Source organism: Agromyces sp. NDB4Y10 (assembly GCF_001620055.1).
GTDB classification, from domain to species: Bacteria; Actinomycetota; Actinomycetes; order Actinomycetales; family Microbacteriaceae; genus Agromyces; species Agromyces indicus.
The window spans coordinates 1-14,845 of the sequence record NZ_LQGY01000012.1; the positions used below are offsets into that span (position 1 = coordinate 1).

Genomic DNA, 14,845 nt, shown 5'->3' on the forward strand with positions numbered 1-14,845 from the left:
TGGCGGCGCGGCCCACGGCTCCGCGGCATCCGTCGACGACGACTGGCGCGGCGAACGCGACGCCCGCGCCGCCGCCCGCGAGGCGCGCGAGCTGGAGCCCGCCCACCCGACCCGGTTGCAGCGCGAGGCGATCGCCGCGGCATCCGCTCACCCGCCCGCCGCGCCGCCGGCGCCGGAACCTGCCCCCGCATCCTGAACGAGAGCGAGCCCTCATGTCCGTGCGCATCGGCCACGCCGCCATCGGCGAGTACGAGCCCGTCTACGTCATCGCCGAGATCGGCCTGAACCACAACGGCGACGTCGAGCTCGCCAAGCGGCTGATCGAGGTCGCCGCGCGGGCCGGCGCGCAGGCGGTGAAGTTCCAGAAGCGCACGCCCGACCTCTCGACGCCGGAGCACATGAAGCTCACGCCCCGCGAGACGCCGTGGGGCACCATGACCTATCTCGAGTACCGGCACCGGGTCGAGTTCGGCCGGGACGAGTACGCGGCGATCGCCGACCACGCCTCGCTGCACGGGCTCGACTGGTTCGCATCGCCGTGGGACGCGCCCGCCGTGACCGACCTCGAGTCGTACGGCGTCGTCGCGCACAAGATCGCGTCGGCATCGGTCACCGACCTCGAACTGCTCGAGGCGGTGCGCGACACCGGCAAGCCGGTCATCCTCTCGACGGGCATGTCGACCCTCGACGAGATCGACCGCGCGGTCACGGTGCTCGGCACCGAGAACCTCGTCATCATGCACGCCACCTCGAGCTACCCGATGCCGCCCGAGGAGGCGAACCTCCTCATGATCCCCGCCCTGAAGCGCCGCTTCCCGGGTGTCCCGATCGGCTACTCCGGGCACGAGCGCGGCCTGCAGATCTCGCTCGCGGCCGTCGCACTCGGCGCCGTCGCCGTCGAACGGCACATCACCCTCGACCGCACCATGTGGGGCTCCGACCACTCCGCCTCGCTCGAGCCGCAGGGCCTCGACCACCTCGTGCGCGACATCCGCATCATCGGCGAGGCGCTCGGCGACGGCATCAAGCGCGTCTACCCGGGCGAGGAGGCGCCGAAGGCCAAGCTCCGCCGGGTGCTCGCGTGACGGATGCCGCGACGCGCGACGCGCGCGGAGGCCGTCGACTGCTCGTCGTCGCCGACTCCGACTCGTACGTGAAGTGGGGTGCCGCCCTCGCATCGACCCTGCCGAGCGGATGGCGCACCCGCCTGGTCGTCATCGCCTCGCCCGTGCAGCCGAGCCCGCGGCAGCTCGCCGACGCGCTCGCCGGCACCGCGTTCACCACGGATGCCGCGCACCTGCGCCACCTCGACGACCTCGACGCCGAGCTCGACGCGTTCGACCCGCACGCGGTGCTGCTCTCGCTGCGGGGACCCTTCGTCCGCGTCGTCGCACCACGCCTGAACGCCCGCCCGAACCGGCCGGTGCTGCTCAGCGGATTCCCCGGCCTCACCATCCCGGCCGTGCCGAAGGCCGTCGTCTACCGCGAGCAGACCGACCTCGTCGTGCTGCACAGCCGCCGCGAGGTGCGCGACTTCGAGGCGAACGCGTGGGCGCTCGGCGTCGACCGGATGTTCGGGCTCGCCACCCTCCCGTTCCTCGCGACGGACGACCGCGAGGCACCCGGGCGCGAGCGCACCGATCTCGTGTTCGCCGCGCAGGCCAAGGTGCCCGCCGAGCGCGCCGACCGCGTGAAGCTCCTCGCCGCGCTCGCCGAACTCGCCCGGCGCCGACCCGAGCACCGCGTCGTCGTCAAGGTGCGCGCCCGCGCGGGGGAGGCGCAGACCCACGCCGAGGAGCACGACTACGCCGACCTGCTCGCCGACCTCGACCGCGTGCCCGCCAACCTCGTCGTCGCGGACGGCCCGATGGCCGCGCACCTGGCCCGGGCCGCCGCGCTCGTCACCGTGAGCTCGACCGCCGCGCTCGAGGCGATCGCCCTCGACCTGCCCGTGCTCCTCGTCGACGACTTCGGCGTCTCGCCGGCGATGATCAACACCGTGTTCGAGGGAGCCGGCGTCTTCGGCTCGACGACCGACCTCGTCGCGGGTCGGTTCCGGTACGCGGATGCCGCGTGGCTGGCCGACAACTACTTCCACGAGCCGCAGGAGTCCGACTGGGCCCGGCGGCTCACCGCGCTCGTCGAGGCGCGGGAGATCGTGCCGCTGCCACCGCTGGAACGCCGCCACGACCTGTGGGGCGGCGCGCTCCGTGCGGCGTTCGAGCGCCGGCGCATGCTGGGCGCGTTCGACCGCTCGCTCGCGGGCACGCTCGCGTGGGGCATCGGCGTGCCGGTGCGGGCCGTCGTGCGGCGCGTCCGGCGGGCGCGGCGAGCGCTGCGGCGCTGGACGGCGACGGATGCGGCGCGAGCCGCCACGGCGGTCGCACCCGTCCACGGTTCGGCCGCGGCATCCGCTGCGACGCCCACCGCGCCGCCCAGCCGGGACGAGACCGTCGGGGCCGGCTCGCGCGACTGATCAGTCGACGGGCGCCGTGTGCCGGTCGACGTGCGCGAGGTACGCCTCCGCGTTGCGGCGGATGCCGGCCTGCTCCTCGGGCGTCAACTCGCGGCGCACCTTGGCGGGCACCCCCGCGACGAGCGAGCCCGGCGGCACCACCGTGCCCTCGAGCACGACCGCGCCGGCCGCCACGAGCGAGCCCGCGCCGACCACCGCCCCGTTGAGCACGGTCGCGCTCATGCCGATGAGGCAGTCGTCCTCGACGGTGCAGCCGTGCAGCACCGCGCGGTGGCCGACCGAGACGCCCGAGCCGATCGTGACCGGATAGCCGGCGTCGACGTGGCAGACCACGCCGTCCTGCAGGTTCGAGCGCTCGCCGAGGGTGATCGGCTCGGCCTCGGCGCGGAGCACCGCCGTGTACCAGACGCTCGACCGCGCGGCCAGGCGCACCTGGCCCACGATCACGGCGCCCGGGGCGACGAACGCGGTGTCGTCGACGTCGGGCGCGGGCACGTCGGCGATGGTCAGGATCCGGGCGGACGGGTCGGCGGCGGTCATGCGCCCCAGCCTAGGCCCGCTCCGTCAGCGACGGCGGCCCGCGCGAAGACGGATGCCGCGCACCGCCGCTCCGACCGCGAACACCGCCACGCCGGCCGCGATCGAGACGAGCGGAAGCGTCATCACGAGCACGACGCATCCGATCGCGCCGGACCACGACACCCAGCGCGGCACGAGCCGCTCGGCGGCGGGCTGCGTCAGCGCCGACCAGTTCGCGACGAGGTAGTACACGAGCACGCCGAACGACGAGAACCCGATCGCGCCGCGCAGGTCGGCGATGAGGACGAGCACGATGACCGCCGCGCCGACGGCGAGCTCGGCGACGTGCGGCACGCCGAACCGTCGGTGCACCCGGGTGAGCGGATGCGGCAGCTCCCCGTCGCGCGCCATCGCGAAGCTCGTCCGGCCGACCCCGGCGATGAGGGCGAGCAGTGACCCGAGCGCGGCGATCCCCGCGGCGACGCGGACGACGGGGTCGGCCCAGGCCCAGCCGGCCGCGACGACCACGTCGGCGAGCGGCGCGGGCGATCCGGCGAGGGCGACGGCGCCGAGCGCCCCGAGCGCGGCGGTGCCGACCGCCGCGTAGACGACGACCACGACGCCGAACGCGATGCCGATCGCGCGTGGGATCGTGCGCGTCGGATCGCGCACCTCCTCGCCGAGCGTCGCGATGCGGGCGTAGCCGGCGAAGGCGAAGAAGATCAGGGCGGCGGACTGCAGCACGCCGTAGGGCCCGGGTGCCGCCGTGAGCCCTGTCGATCCGGCCGCGGCCGCCCCACCCCACCCCGCCTCCGCGATCGTCGCGACTCCGGCGGCCACGACCACGACCAGCACCGCGAGCACGGCCGACACGATCACCGTCGCCGCGCGCGCCGTCCGCGTGACCCCCAGCACGTTGACGGCCACGAGCACGACGACCGCGGCGATCGCGACCGGCTTCTGCCAGGGCGCGGGCACGAGGTAGGCGGCGGCGGTCAGCGCCATGGCCGCGCAGCTGGCGGTCTTGCCGACCACGAACCCCCAGCCGGCGAGGAACCCGGGCCAGGCGCCGAGCCGTTCCCGCCCGTACCGGTACGCGCCGCCCGCCTCGGGATGGCGCACCGCCAGCTGCGCGGTCGACCCGGCGTTCGCGAACGCGACGAACGCCGCGACGACCAGCCCGGCGAGGAGCCACCCGCCCGCCGCCTGGGCGGCGGGAGCCCACACCGCGAACACGCCCGCACCGACCATGGCGGCGAGCCCGATCGCCACCGCGTCGCGGAGACCCAGCCGTCGGGCCAGCCGGCCCGACGCGGTCCCGCCCGGTCCGGGCTCGGGTGTCGGCTGGGGCGCGTCGCGGCTCACGGTCGCACCCTATGCCAGTACGGTGCAGTCCCGCGGCGGGCGTGGCGGATGCCGCGACATCCGCTCGTAGGATCGACGCATGTCCGCCGAGCAGTCCGCCCCCTCGCACGCCGCCGTCGACCGCGTCATCGCCGCCCTCGAGGCACGGGGCGTCGAACCCCGCGTGGTCTGGTTCGGCGACGCCGTGACGACCGCGCAGCTCGCCGCCGACGCGCTCGGCGTCGAGGTGGGCCAGATCGCGAACTCACTGGTCTTCACGCTCGACGACGAGCCGATCCTCGTGCTCACCTCCGGCGCGCACCGCGTCGACACCGACTGGCTCGGCGAGCGCCTCGGCGGTCGGATCGGGCGCGCGTCGAAGGAGGTCGTGAAGGCGGCGACCGGGCAGGTCATCGGCGGGGTCGCGCCCGTCGGGCACCCGGCGCCCGTGCGCACGTTCGTCGACGTCGACCTCGCCCGCTACGACGAGGTGTGGGCCGCGGCCGGGCATGCGAAGACGGTCTTCCCGACCACGTACGACGAGCTCGTGCGCCTCACCGGCGGCACGCCCACGCCCGTCGAGCCCGGGTCCGCGGCCGAACCGACGCGCGAGGCGTGACCTCCGCGCGGCCCGACGCGTGACCGCGCCTCAGGCGTCGCGCCTCGCGCCCTGCGCCGCGTGCACCGTGAAGATCGCGGGCTCGCGGAAGCGGCGCTCGGCGAACGCCTCCTGCACCTTGCGGGCGACCACCGGCACGAGGTCGTCGATGACGAGCGCGATCGCCGCCCCGCCGAAGCCGCCGCCGGTCATGCGCGCGCCGATCGCGCCGTTGGCCTGAGCGGTCTCGACGGCGAGGTCGAGCTCGGGCACCGAGATCTCGAAGTCGTCGCGCATCGACACGTGCGAGGCGTCGAGCAGCGGCCCGATCGCGCCCGGGCCCTGCTCGCGGAGCGTGCGGACCGTGTCGAGCACGCGCTGGTTCTCGGTCACGACGTGCCGCACGCGGCGGAAGGTCTCGTCGTCGAGCAGCTCGCGCGCCCGTTCGAGGTCGTCGACGTCGAGCCACCGCAGCGACTCCACGTCGAGCGCTCGCGCACCCGCTTCGCACGACGCCCGTCGTGCGGCGTACCCGCCGGTGGCGTGCGAGTGGCTGACGCGCGTGTCGATGACGAGCAGCGACAGGCCGGCCTCGGCGAAGCCGAGCGGGATCACGTCGGCGTCGAGGCTGCGGCAGTCGAGGAAGACGGCTGAATCCGACTCGCCGAGCAGCGACGCGGACTGGTCCATGATGCCTGTCGGCGCGCCGACCGCGCGGTTCTCGGCGAGCTGGCCGACCTTCGCGAGGGTCGGCCGATCGAAGCCCAGCGCCCAGTGCTCGTCCAAGGCGAGGGCGACGGCGCATTCGATGGCGGCCGAGGATGACAGGCCGGCGCCGACGGGCACGTCGGAGTCGATGTGCAGGTCGACGCCGCGTGCGTGCGCCAGGTCGGCGCCGAACTCGGCGAACGCCCACACGACGCCGAGCGGGTACGCCGCCCAGCCCGAGACGGCGTCGGGCGAGAGCTCGTCGAGGTGGACCTCGACGGTCTCGGGCGAGAACGTCGAGGCGACGCGCACGAGGCGGTCGTCGCGGTCGCCGACGGCGACGGTGGTGCGCCGGTCGATCGCGAACGGGAACACGAACCCGTCGTTGTAGTCGGTGTGCTCGCCGATGAGGTTGACGCGGCCCGGGGCCGACCAGACGCCGACCGGGCGGCGCCCGTACTGCTCGGCGAAGCGCTGCTGGGCGGATGCCACGGCGTCGGTCACAGTTCGACTCCTTCGATCGCGTCGCGCAGCGCGCGCGCCTGGGTCTCGGGCGGGACGTCGCCGATCCAGGCGCCCATGGCGGCCTCGGAGCCGGCGAGGTACTTCAGCCGCTCGGCGGCGCGGCGCGGGCTGGTGAGCTGCATGGTGAGGCGCACCTCGTCGCGGCGCTCGTGCACGGGTGCCTGGTGCCACGCGGCGATGTAGGGCGTGGGGGTGTCGTACAGCCGGTCGACGCCGCGCAGCAGGCGCAGGTACAGCCCGGCGAGCTCGGCGCGCTCCGCCTCGTCGGTCGCCGCGAGGTCGGGCACGTGCCGGTGGGGCATGAGGTGCACCTCGATCGGCCACCGTGCGGCGAACGGCACGAACGCGGTCCAGTGCTCGCCGGCGATGAGCACGCGGTCGCCGTTGCGCTCACGGTCGAGGATGTCGGCCTGCAGCGTCGGTCCGTACGCGTCGATCGAGGCGAGCAGCCGCTCGGTGCGCGGGGTCACGTAGGGGTACGCGTAGATCTGGCCGTGCGGGTGGGGGAGCGTGACGCCGATGTCGCGGCCGCGGTTCTCGAACGGGAACACCTGCTGGACGCCGGGCAGCGCCGACAGCGCCGCGGTGCGGTGCGACCACGCCTCGATCACGGTGCGGGCGCGCGAGACGGTCTGCGTGCCGAACGACCCCTCGTGCTCAGGGCTGAAGCAGACGACCTCGCATCGGCCGTGCGACGGGTACGTGCGGTCCAGGCCGACGGCGCGCAGCTCGGCGAGGGCGGATGCCGCGGCATCCGTCGACTCGCCCCAGTCGGGCAGGTCGGGCCCGAATGACGGCGAGCGGTTCTCGAACACGGCGACGTCGTACGTGCTCGGGATCTCGGACGGGTTCGTCTCGGTCTGGGGTGCGAGGGGATCGGCTTCGGCGGGCGGCAGGAACGCCCGGTTCTGGCGCGCCGCGGCGACCGCGATCCAGTCGCCGGTCAGCGGGTCCTGGCGCATCTCGGCGGTCGCGGGTCGCGGGTCGAGCGCTCGCGCGTCGACGGCGCGCTCGGCGCCGAGCACGGTGTCGGCGTCGTCGAAGTAGATGAGCTCGCGCCCGTCGGCGAGCGTCGAGCGGCGCACCGCGATGCGCGGGTCGAGGATGCCGGGTTCCGTCTGCTGCACGCCGACACGCTACGCGATCTTCGTTTCGGAAACAAGCGGGTTTCGTATTGCAAAGTGCGCTTCGCCTCGCGATGATGGGCCCATGGAACCCGACCGCCCGCCGCGCGACGCCCGCCGCCGGCGCACCCTCGCCGCCGACCTCGTCGTCGAGCGCGGCTTCGTGCGCGTCATCGAACTCAGCGAGTCCTTCGGCGTGACGCCCGTCACCGCGCGGGCCGACCTCGACGCGCTCGAGCGCGAGGGGCGCGTGCGCCGCGTGCACGGCGGCGCGGTGCCGGCCGGAGCGGGCCCCGACGCTCCGCGACCCGACCGCGAGCCGACCTTCGAGGAGGCCCTCGAGGCCTCGGTCGTGCCCAAGCAGCTCATCGGGCAGCGCGCCGCGGCGCTCGTGCGGAGCGGGCAGAGCATCATCCTCGACGTCGGCACCACCACCCTGCAGGTCGCACGGGCCCTGCGGGCCCGCACCGACCTCGACGACCTCACGGTCTTCACGAACGGCCTCTCGATCGCGCTCGAGCTCGAGCCGGAGATCCCGCGCTTCACGGTCGTCGTCACGGGCGGCACGCTGCGGCCGCGCCAGCACTCGCTCGTGCACCCGCTCGCCGGGTCCGTGCTCGACGAGATCCACGTCGACCTCGCGTTCCTCGGCTGCAACGGGGTCGACGCGCGCCACGGCGTCACGAACTCCAACCTGCCCGAGGCCTCAGTCAAGGCGCTCATGCTGCGCCGCGCGCAGCGCGCGGTCGTCGTCGCCGACGCGTCCAAGCTGGGCGAGGTCCACTTGGGCCGGGTCGCCCCGGTCGACGCATTCCACACCCTGGTGACGGATGCCGCAGCCCCGGCCGTGCTCCTCGGAGAGCTCCGCGACGCGGGGCTCGAGGTCCTCGTCGCCCGCGGAGCCGAGCAGCCATAAGGTGGAGTGCATGACCCTCCCGACGGGCGAGCAGTTCGAACTCGAGACGACCACCTCCACCGGCGATGTCCGCGCGACCGTCACGGCCGTCGCAGCGGGCCTGCGCACGCTGACGATCAACGGCATCGACCTGGTGCCGTCCTACGGCGAGGACGAGACCCCGCCGTCGGGCTCCGGGATCGTGCTCGTGCCGTGGCCGAACCGCATCCGCGACGGCGTCTGGACCCACGAGGGCACGTCGTACCAGCTCGCGATCACCGAGCCCGCCCGCAGCAACGCGATCCACGGCCTGCTCCGCTACACCGAGTACACGCCCGTCGAGCAGGACCGCGACTCGGCTACGTTGAGCGCCACGATCCACCCGCAGATGGGCTACCCCTTCACCGTCCGCACCGCCGTGCGCTACGAACTCGTCTCCGACGGGCTCAAGGTCACGCACTTCCTCGAGAACCAGGGCGGCGAGTCGGCGCCCGTCGCGGTCGGCACGCACCCGTTCCTGAAGATCGGCGGCGTCCCCACCGAGGACCTTGTGCTCCGGCTCCGCGCCGCCAGCCACATCGAGGTCGACGACCGGCTGCTGCCGACCGGCGAGATCTCGGTCGAGGACACCCCGTGGGACTTCCGCGAGGGCCGCCGCGTGGGCGACCTGCAGCTCGACGACGCGTTCGGCGAGCTCGCCTCGGTCGACGGCACGGTCGAGCACACGCTGACGGCGCCCGACGGCCGCTCCGTCTCGGTGTGGGCCGACGACGAGTTCGCCTACGTGCAGGTCTTCACCACCGACAGCTACCCCGGCGAATCGATGGCGATCGCCGTCGAGCCGATGACCGCGCCGGCCGACGCCTTCAACTCCGGCAAGGGCGTGCGTTGGCTCGACCCGGGCGAGCAGTGGGAGATCAGCTGGGGCATCCGCTTCGCCGGCTTCACCGCCGAGTAGCCCCGCGGGTCAATTCACGCAGCTGCCGGAGTCGACCTGCTGGCTGAGCGACGGAGCCCGGTCGGCGAGCGGTGCCAGGGTGCCCACCGGCACCGCGAAGCCCACGTTGTCGACGGTCTGCGACTTGGCGAACACCACGCCGCCCACGAGTCCGTCGCCGGTGAGCACCGGGCCGCCCGAGTTGCCCTGGTCGACGTCGGCGGCGAGGGTCACCACCTCGCGCGACGAGGTGGTCCCGTCGACCGAGATGGTGAGCGGGCCGTTGGCCATCACGCGCGCGGGGCGCAGCTCGAGCGGGCCGCCGTACGGGTAGCCGGCCACGGCCACGTTCTGCTCGGCCGCGGGCGGCTCCGCGAGCCCGAGCGGCGTCACGCCGAGGCCGTCGGTCGCGATGAGCGCGAGGTCGTTGTCGGGGTCGAACGCGACGACGCGGCCCGCGACGGGGGTGCGGCCGGGCGCGTGCACGATCGGCTCGTCGACGCCGGCCACGACGTGCGCGTTGGTGACGACCCGGTCCTCGGCGACGACGAAGCCCGATCCGGTCAGGTTGCCGCCGCACTCGAAGGCGAGTCCGGTGATGCGCACGACGGATGCCGCGGCCGCGGACAGCTCCGGATCGTCGACGCCGCCCGTGGGCAGATCGGGCGCGACCGAGGGGCCGTCGAGGACGCCCACCAGCCACGGGATCGCCTCGCCGACGGCCGCGCCGCGCAGCTCGGCCATGAGCGACCGCGCGGGCTGCGGCGTGATCTGGTCGATGCCGCGCACGACCCACGAGTTCGCCACGGCCGGTGAGACGACGGGGACGCCCATGGTGGACACCCCGGCGCCCACGAGGGCGATGACGAAGGCGGTGACCATGGTGTTGCCGATCGCACCGAGGACGCGGTCGAGCGGGCCGAGCTTCACCGCGTCGGCGCCGCGTCGCAGTCCGCGCCCGATCGCGCCGCCGAGCGAGGCTCCCGCGACGAGGAGCATGATGGCGATGGCGATGGCGACGGGCGCCCGCCACTCCGGGGCCGGGATGAACGACACCACCCACGGCATGGCGAAGTACGCGGCGATGCCGCCCGCGATGAGGCCGAGCAGGCTCGCGGCGGTGCGGAGCAGGCCGGCGCGCCATCCGTGCACGAGCGCCCCGATGAGCACGAGCACGAGCACGACGTCGAGGATGATGCTCCAGCCCACTCGGTCTCCGATCGCTCACGGGGAATCTCAAGCCTCCCGCATCCGCCTCGGAACGCGCTGAAGGCGCCCGGGCCGTAGCCCGGGCGCCTTCAGCCGTGCGCGTCGGTCACTGCGGGAGCAGCACCGTGTCGACGAGGTAGACGGTCGCGTTGGCCGTCATGACGCCGCCGCAGATCACGTTGGCGTCGTTCACCATGAGCTCGTCACCCGAGCCGGTCACCTCGACGGTGCCGCCCTGCACGGTGGTCTGCGTGCCGACGACCTCGTCCGGCGAGAGCTGGCCGGGAACCACGTGGTACGTGAGGATCGAGGTGAGCAGCTCGCTGTCGGTCTGCAGGGTCTCGATGGTCGCGGCGTCGATCTTCGCGAACGCGTCGTCGACGGGCGCGAAGACCGTGAACTCGTCGCCGTTCAGCGTGTCGACCAGGTTCACGTCGGGGTTCAGCTCACCCGAGACCGCCGAGACGAGCGTGGTCAGCAGCGGGTTGTTGGACGCCGCGACCGCGACCGGGTCCTGGGACATGCCCTCGACGGAGCCGGCGCCGTCCGGCACCTGCTCGGCGTAGTCGGCGCAGCCGGGGCCGACGAGGTTCGCGGCGGGGTCCGCCATGCTGTCCTCGGTCTCCATGGGCTCCTCGGACATCGTCGTCTCGTCGTCGGCGGCCGGCTCATCGGTCGAGCCGGCGCTGCATCCGGCGAGGCCGAGCGCGGCGACGGCCACGATCGAGAATGCGGCGAGCGTGGTGCGCTGCGAGCGGAACGTGGTTCGCATCGGTTCTCTCCTTCGGTGTGCGGCCCGCCCCTCGGGGCCGTCATGGTGGGATTCGGGGCGGGTGACGAGACGGTTTGGTCCGGGTTCGGCCGGGCGTGTCGGCCCGGCGACGGCGAGCGGATGCCACGGCGCCGTCGCCGCGGTCAGGGTCCGTCCATCGGCATCCCATACGCTCGAACGCATGACGACGACCCCCATCGCCGCCGCCGAACCCGAACTCACCGGCCTCGCCGCGTGGGCCGTGGACCTCATGGAGATGCTCGGCGCTCCGGGCGCCGGCCTCGCCATCGCGCTGGAGAACCTCTTCCCCCCGCTGCCGAGCGAGGTCATCCTCCCGCTCGCGGGCTTCACCGCGAGCCAGGGTTCGTTCAGCCTCGTCGAGGTGCTGTTCTGGACGACGCTCGGGTCGGTCCTCGGCGCGGTCGCGCTGTACACGATCGGGCGCGTGCTCGGCCGCGAGCGCACGCGGGCCATCATCAAGGCGGTGCCGCTCGTCGACGTCGCCGACGTGGATCGCACGGAGCAGTGGTTCCTCGACCATGGGAAGAAGGCCGTCTTCTTCGGTCGCATGATCCCGCTGTTCCGCAGCCTCATCTCGGTCCCGGCGGGCGTCACCCGCATGAACGTCCCGCTGTTCCTCCTGCTCACGACCGCGGGGAGCCTCATCTGGAACACGGTCTTCGTCCTCGCCGGTTTCTTCCTCGGCGAGAACTGGGAGGTCGTCGAGCCGTGGGCCGACGCGTTCCAGGTGCTCGTGATCATCGGCGTGGTCGTCGCCGTGGCCGCGTTCGTCGTCAAGCGCGTCATCCGCAACCGCGAGCACCGACGCCGCATCGCCACGGGTGAGGACACCCCGGGCGGCATCTGACCCGTCCCACCCTTCCGCCGCGCGGCAATCCTCGCGAGCCTCCGCACCGAACCACCTGCGAACCCCGACCGCAGGAGCACCGATGAGCATCGCACTGGCCCCCGCGCGGATCGCGCCGGCCCCGGTGCGACGCCGCCGCCCCCGGTCTGACATGCTGGGACGCGTGGTGGACGCGCAACACGAGGCTGCGGCATCCGACCCCAGCGTCGACGACCTGCTCGTCGCCGCCGGTGCCGGTGACCGTGACGCCTTCGGCGCGCTGTACGACCGGATGTCCGCCCGGATCTTCGGGCTCGTGCGGCGACTCGTCGTCGACCCGGCCCAGGCCGAGGAGGTCACCCAGGACGTCTTCCTCGAGATCTGGCAGACCGCACCCCGGTTCGACCGGGAGCGCGGATCGGCGATCTCGTGGATGTTCACGCTCGCCCACCGCCGCGCGGTCGACCGCGTGCGGTCAGCCCAGTCCGCCCACGACCGCGACCTCCGCATCGGCGCGCGCGACCTCGACGTGCCCGTCGACACCGTCGCCGAGTCGGCCGAGGTGCGGATCGAGCACGAACGCGCGCGCGGCGCGCTCGCGGAGTTGAGCGACCTGCAACGCGAGTGCGTGGCGCTCGCGTACTACGGCGGGCTGACCCAGTCCGAGATCGCCGAGCGGCTCGACGTGCCGCTCGGCACCGTGAAGACCCGATTGCGCGACGGCATGATCCGCCTGCGCCGGCTGTTGGGGGTGACCGCATGACCGAGCCCGAGTTCCCCGGCCGTCGAGACCCCGTGGACCCCGAGCAGCTGCTGGCCGCCTACGCGCTCGACGCCGTGTCCGACGAGGAGCGCGCGATCGTCGAACGGCACCTCGCCGCCTCGCCGGAGGCGCGCGCCGAGGTGGAGGCCTATCGCGAGGCCGCCGTCGGCCTGGCCGACGAGGCCCCGCCCGTCGCGCCGCCGTTCAGTCGGTTCGGGCGCCCTCGTCCTCGAAGAACCTCGGGCGCGCCACGATCGCCCCGCCGATCGCCGCCGGGACCGCGGACGCGAGCAGCAGCAGGAGCGGCACGGTCCAGGCGCCGGTCGCATCGTGCAGCAGGCCGACCGCGAGCGGCCCGACCGCCACCGCCACGTACCCCACCGACTGCACGAAGCCGCTCAGCGCCACGGCGCCCGCGTGCGTGCGGGTGCGGAGGTTGATGAGCACGAGGGCGAGCGGGAAGAACAGCGGTCCGATGCCCGCCAGGCCGACCCAGAGCCACGTGGCCGTCGCCGGCGCCAGGATGAGCCCGAGGTACCCGAGGACGATGCCCGCGGACCCCACCGCCACGAGGACCCGCACGGCGCCACGGCGCGCGGCGAGCACCGGCACGGCGAGGGCGGCCGGCAGGCCGGTCGCGGCGAACAGCGACAGCAGCGCCCCCGCCTCGAGCGGCGAGGACCCGGCCGTCTCCTGGAGGATCACCGGAAGCCAGGCGAAGAGCGCGTACGCGTTGAAGCCCGAGACGGCGAACACGACCGCGAGCGCCCACGCGAGCGGCGACCGGAACGCGCGCCGCAGCAGACCGGGCTCCGCCTCCTCGGGGAACTCGGCCGGAACCTCGCGGCGCGGGTGCACCAGCAGGGCCACCCACGGCACGATCGAGAGCAGGGCGAGCACCGCCCACGACGCCAGCGAGACCCGCCAGCCCGCGGCATCCGCCACCGGCACCGCGACGAGCGGCGGCAGGAACGTGCTCACCGACATCGCCGTGACGTAGACGGTCGTCATGAGGCCGATGCGCTCGGGGAAGTAGCGCTTGACGAGCGGCGGGAGCAGCACGTTGCCGACGCCGATCGCGGCGAACGTCAGCGCACTCGCGGCGAGCAGCAGCCCGGCCGACGGCGCGAGCCCGCGCCCCGCGAGCCCGACCACGAGCGCGGCGAGCGCGGCGATGAGCGTCACCTCGAGCCCCGCGCGCCGGGCGAGCACGGGCGTCACGATGCCGAACAGCGCGTAGCACAGCGGGGGCAGCATGCCGAGGAAGCCGACCGCCACCGCCGTCAGCGGGATGTCGCGTTCGAGCTGCACCAGGATCGGCGACAGGGAGGCGACCGCGGTGCGGAGGTTGAACGCGACCGCGACGATGCCCAGGAGCGCGAGCGCGCGCCCCGCCCAGAGCGGGCGGAGGGGGGCGTTCGTCACCCGCCGAGTCTAGGCTGGTCGCGTGGCCGACCTCTCGCGCTACCTTCCGCTCAGCCGACGCCCCGACGCCGACGAGTCCGGCGTGACCGCCGACCGTCGCGCCGAGACCGCCGAGGTGCTCATCGCGCTGGCCGCCGTGCTCCGCTCGAGCGACGGCGAGGCCTGGACCGCCGCCACCGCGCGGCCCGGCTGGCAGGTCGCCGAGGTCGCCTCCGAACTGGTCGAGGACTTCGGGCGCTCGCGCACGCGGCGCGCGCTCGATGCGGCCGGCCGGATCGCGCGCGGCGGCGAGGCCCGTCGGCTCGCCGAGCTCACCCGGCTCCCGGGACCGGTCGAGGCCGCCGACCGCATCGCCCTCCGCGCCGGCGAGGTGCGCGATCGCGCGAAGCCCACGAACGTCCTCGAGCTCGACGACGCGGTCGTCGCCGCGCTCCTCATCGGCGACGCCGTCGGCGCCGTCGTGCCGATCTCGCCCCGCGCGTCCGGCGCCGTCGCCCTGCGTCGCGCCGCGGCCGCACCGACCGAGATCCGCGCGGTCATCGCCGGGCACCGCCTGCGGGCGACGGATGCCGGATGGGAGTTCGGCCACGGACCGGCCCTCGTCGACACCGCCGCGGGGCTGCTGCGGTTCCTCACCGGCATCGGCACGGTCGCGCCGCATCGGCCGGGGCCAGACGAGGCCGGCGTCGTCGACTGAGGGGCG

The 14,845-nt window shown here is 74.2% G+C and carries 15 protein-coding genes and 1 pseudogene; 9 read left to right on the plus strand and 7 right to left on the minus strand.

Annotated features, from left to right (window positions below; genetic code table 11):
- The 3 genes and pseudogenes from AVP42_RS16570 to AVP42_RS02715 form a co-directional block, all read left to right on the plus strand.
- Window positions 1-196: pseudogene (locus AVP42_RS16570) on the plus strand (hypothetical protein); the annotation flags it as partial.
- Window positions 197-212: 16 nt separating this feature from the next.
- Complete coding sequence (locus tag AVP42_RS02710; protein ID WP_067945871.1) at window positions 213-1,085, plus strand: N-acetylneuraminate synthase family protein; 873 nt, start codon at window positions 213-215, stop codon at window positions 1,083-1,085.
- Window positions 1,082-2,476, plus strand: a complete 1,395-nt coding sequence (locus AVP42_RS02715) for a DUF6716 putative glycosyltransferase (RefSeq protein ID WP_067945873.1) — start codon at window positions 1,082-1,084, stop codon at window positions 2,474-2,476. The genes AVP42_RS02710 and AVP42_RS02715 overlap by 4 nt, the downstream gene beginning before the upstream one ends.
- Here the strand turns inward: AVP42_RS02715 and AVP42_RS02720 are convergent, their stop codons facing one another.
- Window positions 2,477-3,016 carry a gamma carbonic anhydrase family protein gene (locus AVP42_RS02720; RefSeq protein ID WP_067945875.1) on the minus strand — a complete coding sequence of 180 codons (540 nt, stop codon included), beginning with the start codon at window positions 3,014-3,016 and terminating at the stop codon, window positions 2,477-2,479.
- 24 nt (window positions 3,017-3,040) lie between these two features.
- Entirely contained in the window at window positions 3,041-4,360 is a 1,320-nt protein-coding gene (locus tag AVP42_RS02725) for an APC family permease (RefSeq protein ID WP_067945877.1), read from the minus strand.
- 79 nt (window positions 4,361-4,439) lie between these two features.
- Between AVP42_RS02725 and AVP42_RS02730 the strand changes: the two genes are divergently transcribed.
- Window positions 4,440-4,958, plus strand: coding sequence for a YbaK/EbsC family protein (locus AVP42_RS02730; RefSeq protein ID WP_067945878.1), 519 nt, complete (start codon window positions 4,440-4,442; stop codon window positions 4,956-4,958).
- A 30-nt stretch (window positions 4,959-4,988) separates the two neighbouring features.
- Here the strand turns inward: AVP42_RS02730 and galK are convergent, their stop codons facing one another.
- Both galK and galT read right to left on the minus strand, forming a co-directional pair.
- A complete protein-coding gene (galK, locus tag AVP42_RS02735) occupies window positions 4,989-6,149 on the minus strand; it encodes a galactokinase (protein ID WP_067945880.1) in 1,161 nt (386 codons plus the stop codon).
- Entirely contained in the window at window positions 6,146-7,297 is a 1,152-nt protein-coding gene (galT, locus tag AVP42_RS02740) for a galactose-1-phosphate uridylyltransferase (RefSeq protein WP_067945882.1), read from the minus strand. Before galT ends, galK begins: the two co-directional genes overlap by 4 nt.
- Before the next feature lie 82 nt (window positions 7,298-7,379).
- Between galT and AVP42_RS02745 the strand changes: the two genes are divergently transcribed.
- Both AVP42_RS02745 and AVP42_RS02750 read left to right on the plus strand, forming a co-directional pair.
- A complete protein-coding gene (locus AVP42_RS02745; RefSeq protein WP_067945884.1) occupies window positions 7,380-8,210 on the plus strand; it encodes a DeoR/GlpR family DNA-binding transcription regulator in 831 nt (276 codons plus the stop codon).
- A 10-nt stretch (window positions 8,211-8,220) separates the two neighbouring features.
- On the plus strand, window positions 8,221-9,147 hold the full coding sequence (locus AVP42_RS02750; protein ID WP_067945918.1) for an aldose 1-epimerase family protein: 927 nt from the start codon (window positions 8,221-8,223) through the stop codon (window positions 9,145-9,147).
- Window positions 9,148-9,156: 9 nt separating this feature from the next.
- On the opposite strand, the gene AVP42_RS02755 is transcribed toward AVP42_RS02750, so the two are convergent.
- Window positions 9,157-10,335, minus strand: a complete 1,179-nt coding sequence (locus tag AVP42_RS02755; protein ID WP_067945885.1) for a MarP family serine protease — start codon at window positions 10,333-10,335, stop codon at window positions 9,157-9,159.
- Between the two features lie 106 nt (window positions 10,336-10,441).
- Window positions 10,442-11,107, minus strand: a complete 666-nt coding sequence (locus tag AVP42_RS02760; RefSeq protein WP_067945887.1) for a fasciclin domain-containing protein — start codon at window positions 11,105-11,107, stop codon at window positions 10,442-10,444.
- Window positions 11,108-11,288: 181 nt separating this feature from the next.
- On the opposite strand from AVP42_RS02760, the gene AVP42_RS02765 reads away from it, so the two are divergent.
- Window positions 11,289-11,975 (plus strand): DedA family protein, encoded by a 687-nt coding sequence (locus AVP42_RS02765; RefSeq protein ID WP_067945889.1) that lies wholly within the window; start codon window positions 11,289-11,291, stop codon window positions 11,973-11,975.
- A gap of 151 nt (window positions 11,976-12,126) precedes the next feature.
- Window positions 12,127-12,717, plus strand: coding sequence for an ECF RNA polymerase sigma factor SigK (sigK, locus tag AVP42_RS02770; protein WP_067945920.1), 591 nt, complete (start codon window positions 12,127-12,129; stop codon window positions 12,715-12,717).
- A 204-nt stretch (window positions 12,718-12,921) separates the two neighbouring features.
- Here the strand turns inward: sigK and AVP42_RS02775 are convergent, their stop codons facing one another.
- Complete coding sequence (locus tag AVP42_RS02775; protein ID WP_067945891.1) at window positions 12,922-14,142, minus strand: CynX/NimT family MFS transporter; 1,221 nt, start codon at window positions 14,140-14,142, stop codon at window positions 12,922-12,924.
- 22 nt (window positions 14,143-14,164) lie between these two features.
- Here AVP42_RS02775 and AVP42_RS02780 point away from each other — a divergent pair, with 22 nt between their 5' ends.
- Complete coding sequence (locus AVP42_RS02780) at window positions 14,165-14,839, plus strand: hypothetical protein (protein ID WP_067945893.1); 675 nt, start codon at window positions 14,165-14,167, stop codon at window positions 14,837-14,839.
- Window positions 14,840-14,845 lie beyond the last annotated feature (6 nt).

What these genes read in the sequence shown, in the direction of transcription:
- AVP42_RS02745 (WP_067945884.1), top strand. Translation starts at nt 7,380, where the DNA reads ATGGAACCCGACCGCCCGCCGCGCGACGCCCGCCGCCGGCGCACCCTC.
- AVP42_RS02750 (WP_067945918.1), top strand. Translation starts at nt 8,221, where the DNA reads ATGACCCTCCCGACGGGCGAGCAGTTCGAACTCGAGACGACCACCTCC.
- AVP42_RS02730 (WP_067945878.1), top strand. Translation starts at nt 4,440, where the DNA reads ATGTCCGCCGAGCAGTCCGCCCCCTCGCACGCCGCCGTCGACCGCGTC.
- AVP42_RS02720 (WP_067945875.1), bottom strand. Translation starts at nt 3,016, where the DNA reads ATGACCGCCGCCGACCCGTCCGCCCGGATCCTGACCATCGCCGACGTG.
- AVP42_RS02710 (WP_067945871.1), top strand. Translation starts at nt 213, where the DNA reads ATGTCCGTGCGCATCGGCCACGCCGCCATCGGCGAGTACGAGCCCGTC.
- sigK (WP_067945920.1), top strand. Translation starts at nt 12,127, where the DNA reads ATGCTGGGACGCGTGGTGGACGCGCAACACGAGGCTGCGGCATCCGAC.
- AVP42_RS02765 (WP_067945889.1), top strand. Translation starts at nt 11,289, where the DNA reads ATGACGACGACCCCCATCGCCGCCGCCGAACCCGAACTCACCGGCCTC.
- AVP42_RS02760 (WP_067945887.1), bottom strand. Translation starts at nt 11,107, where the DNA reads ATGCGAACCACGTTCCGCTCGCAGCGCACCACGCTCGCCGCATTCTCG.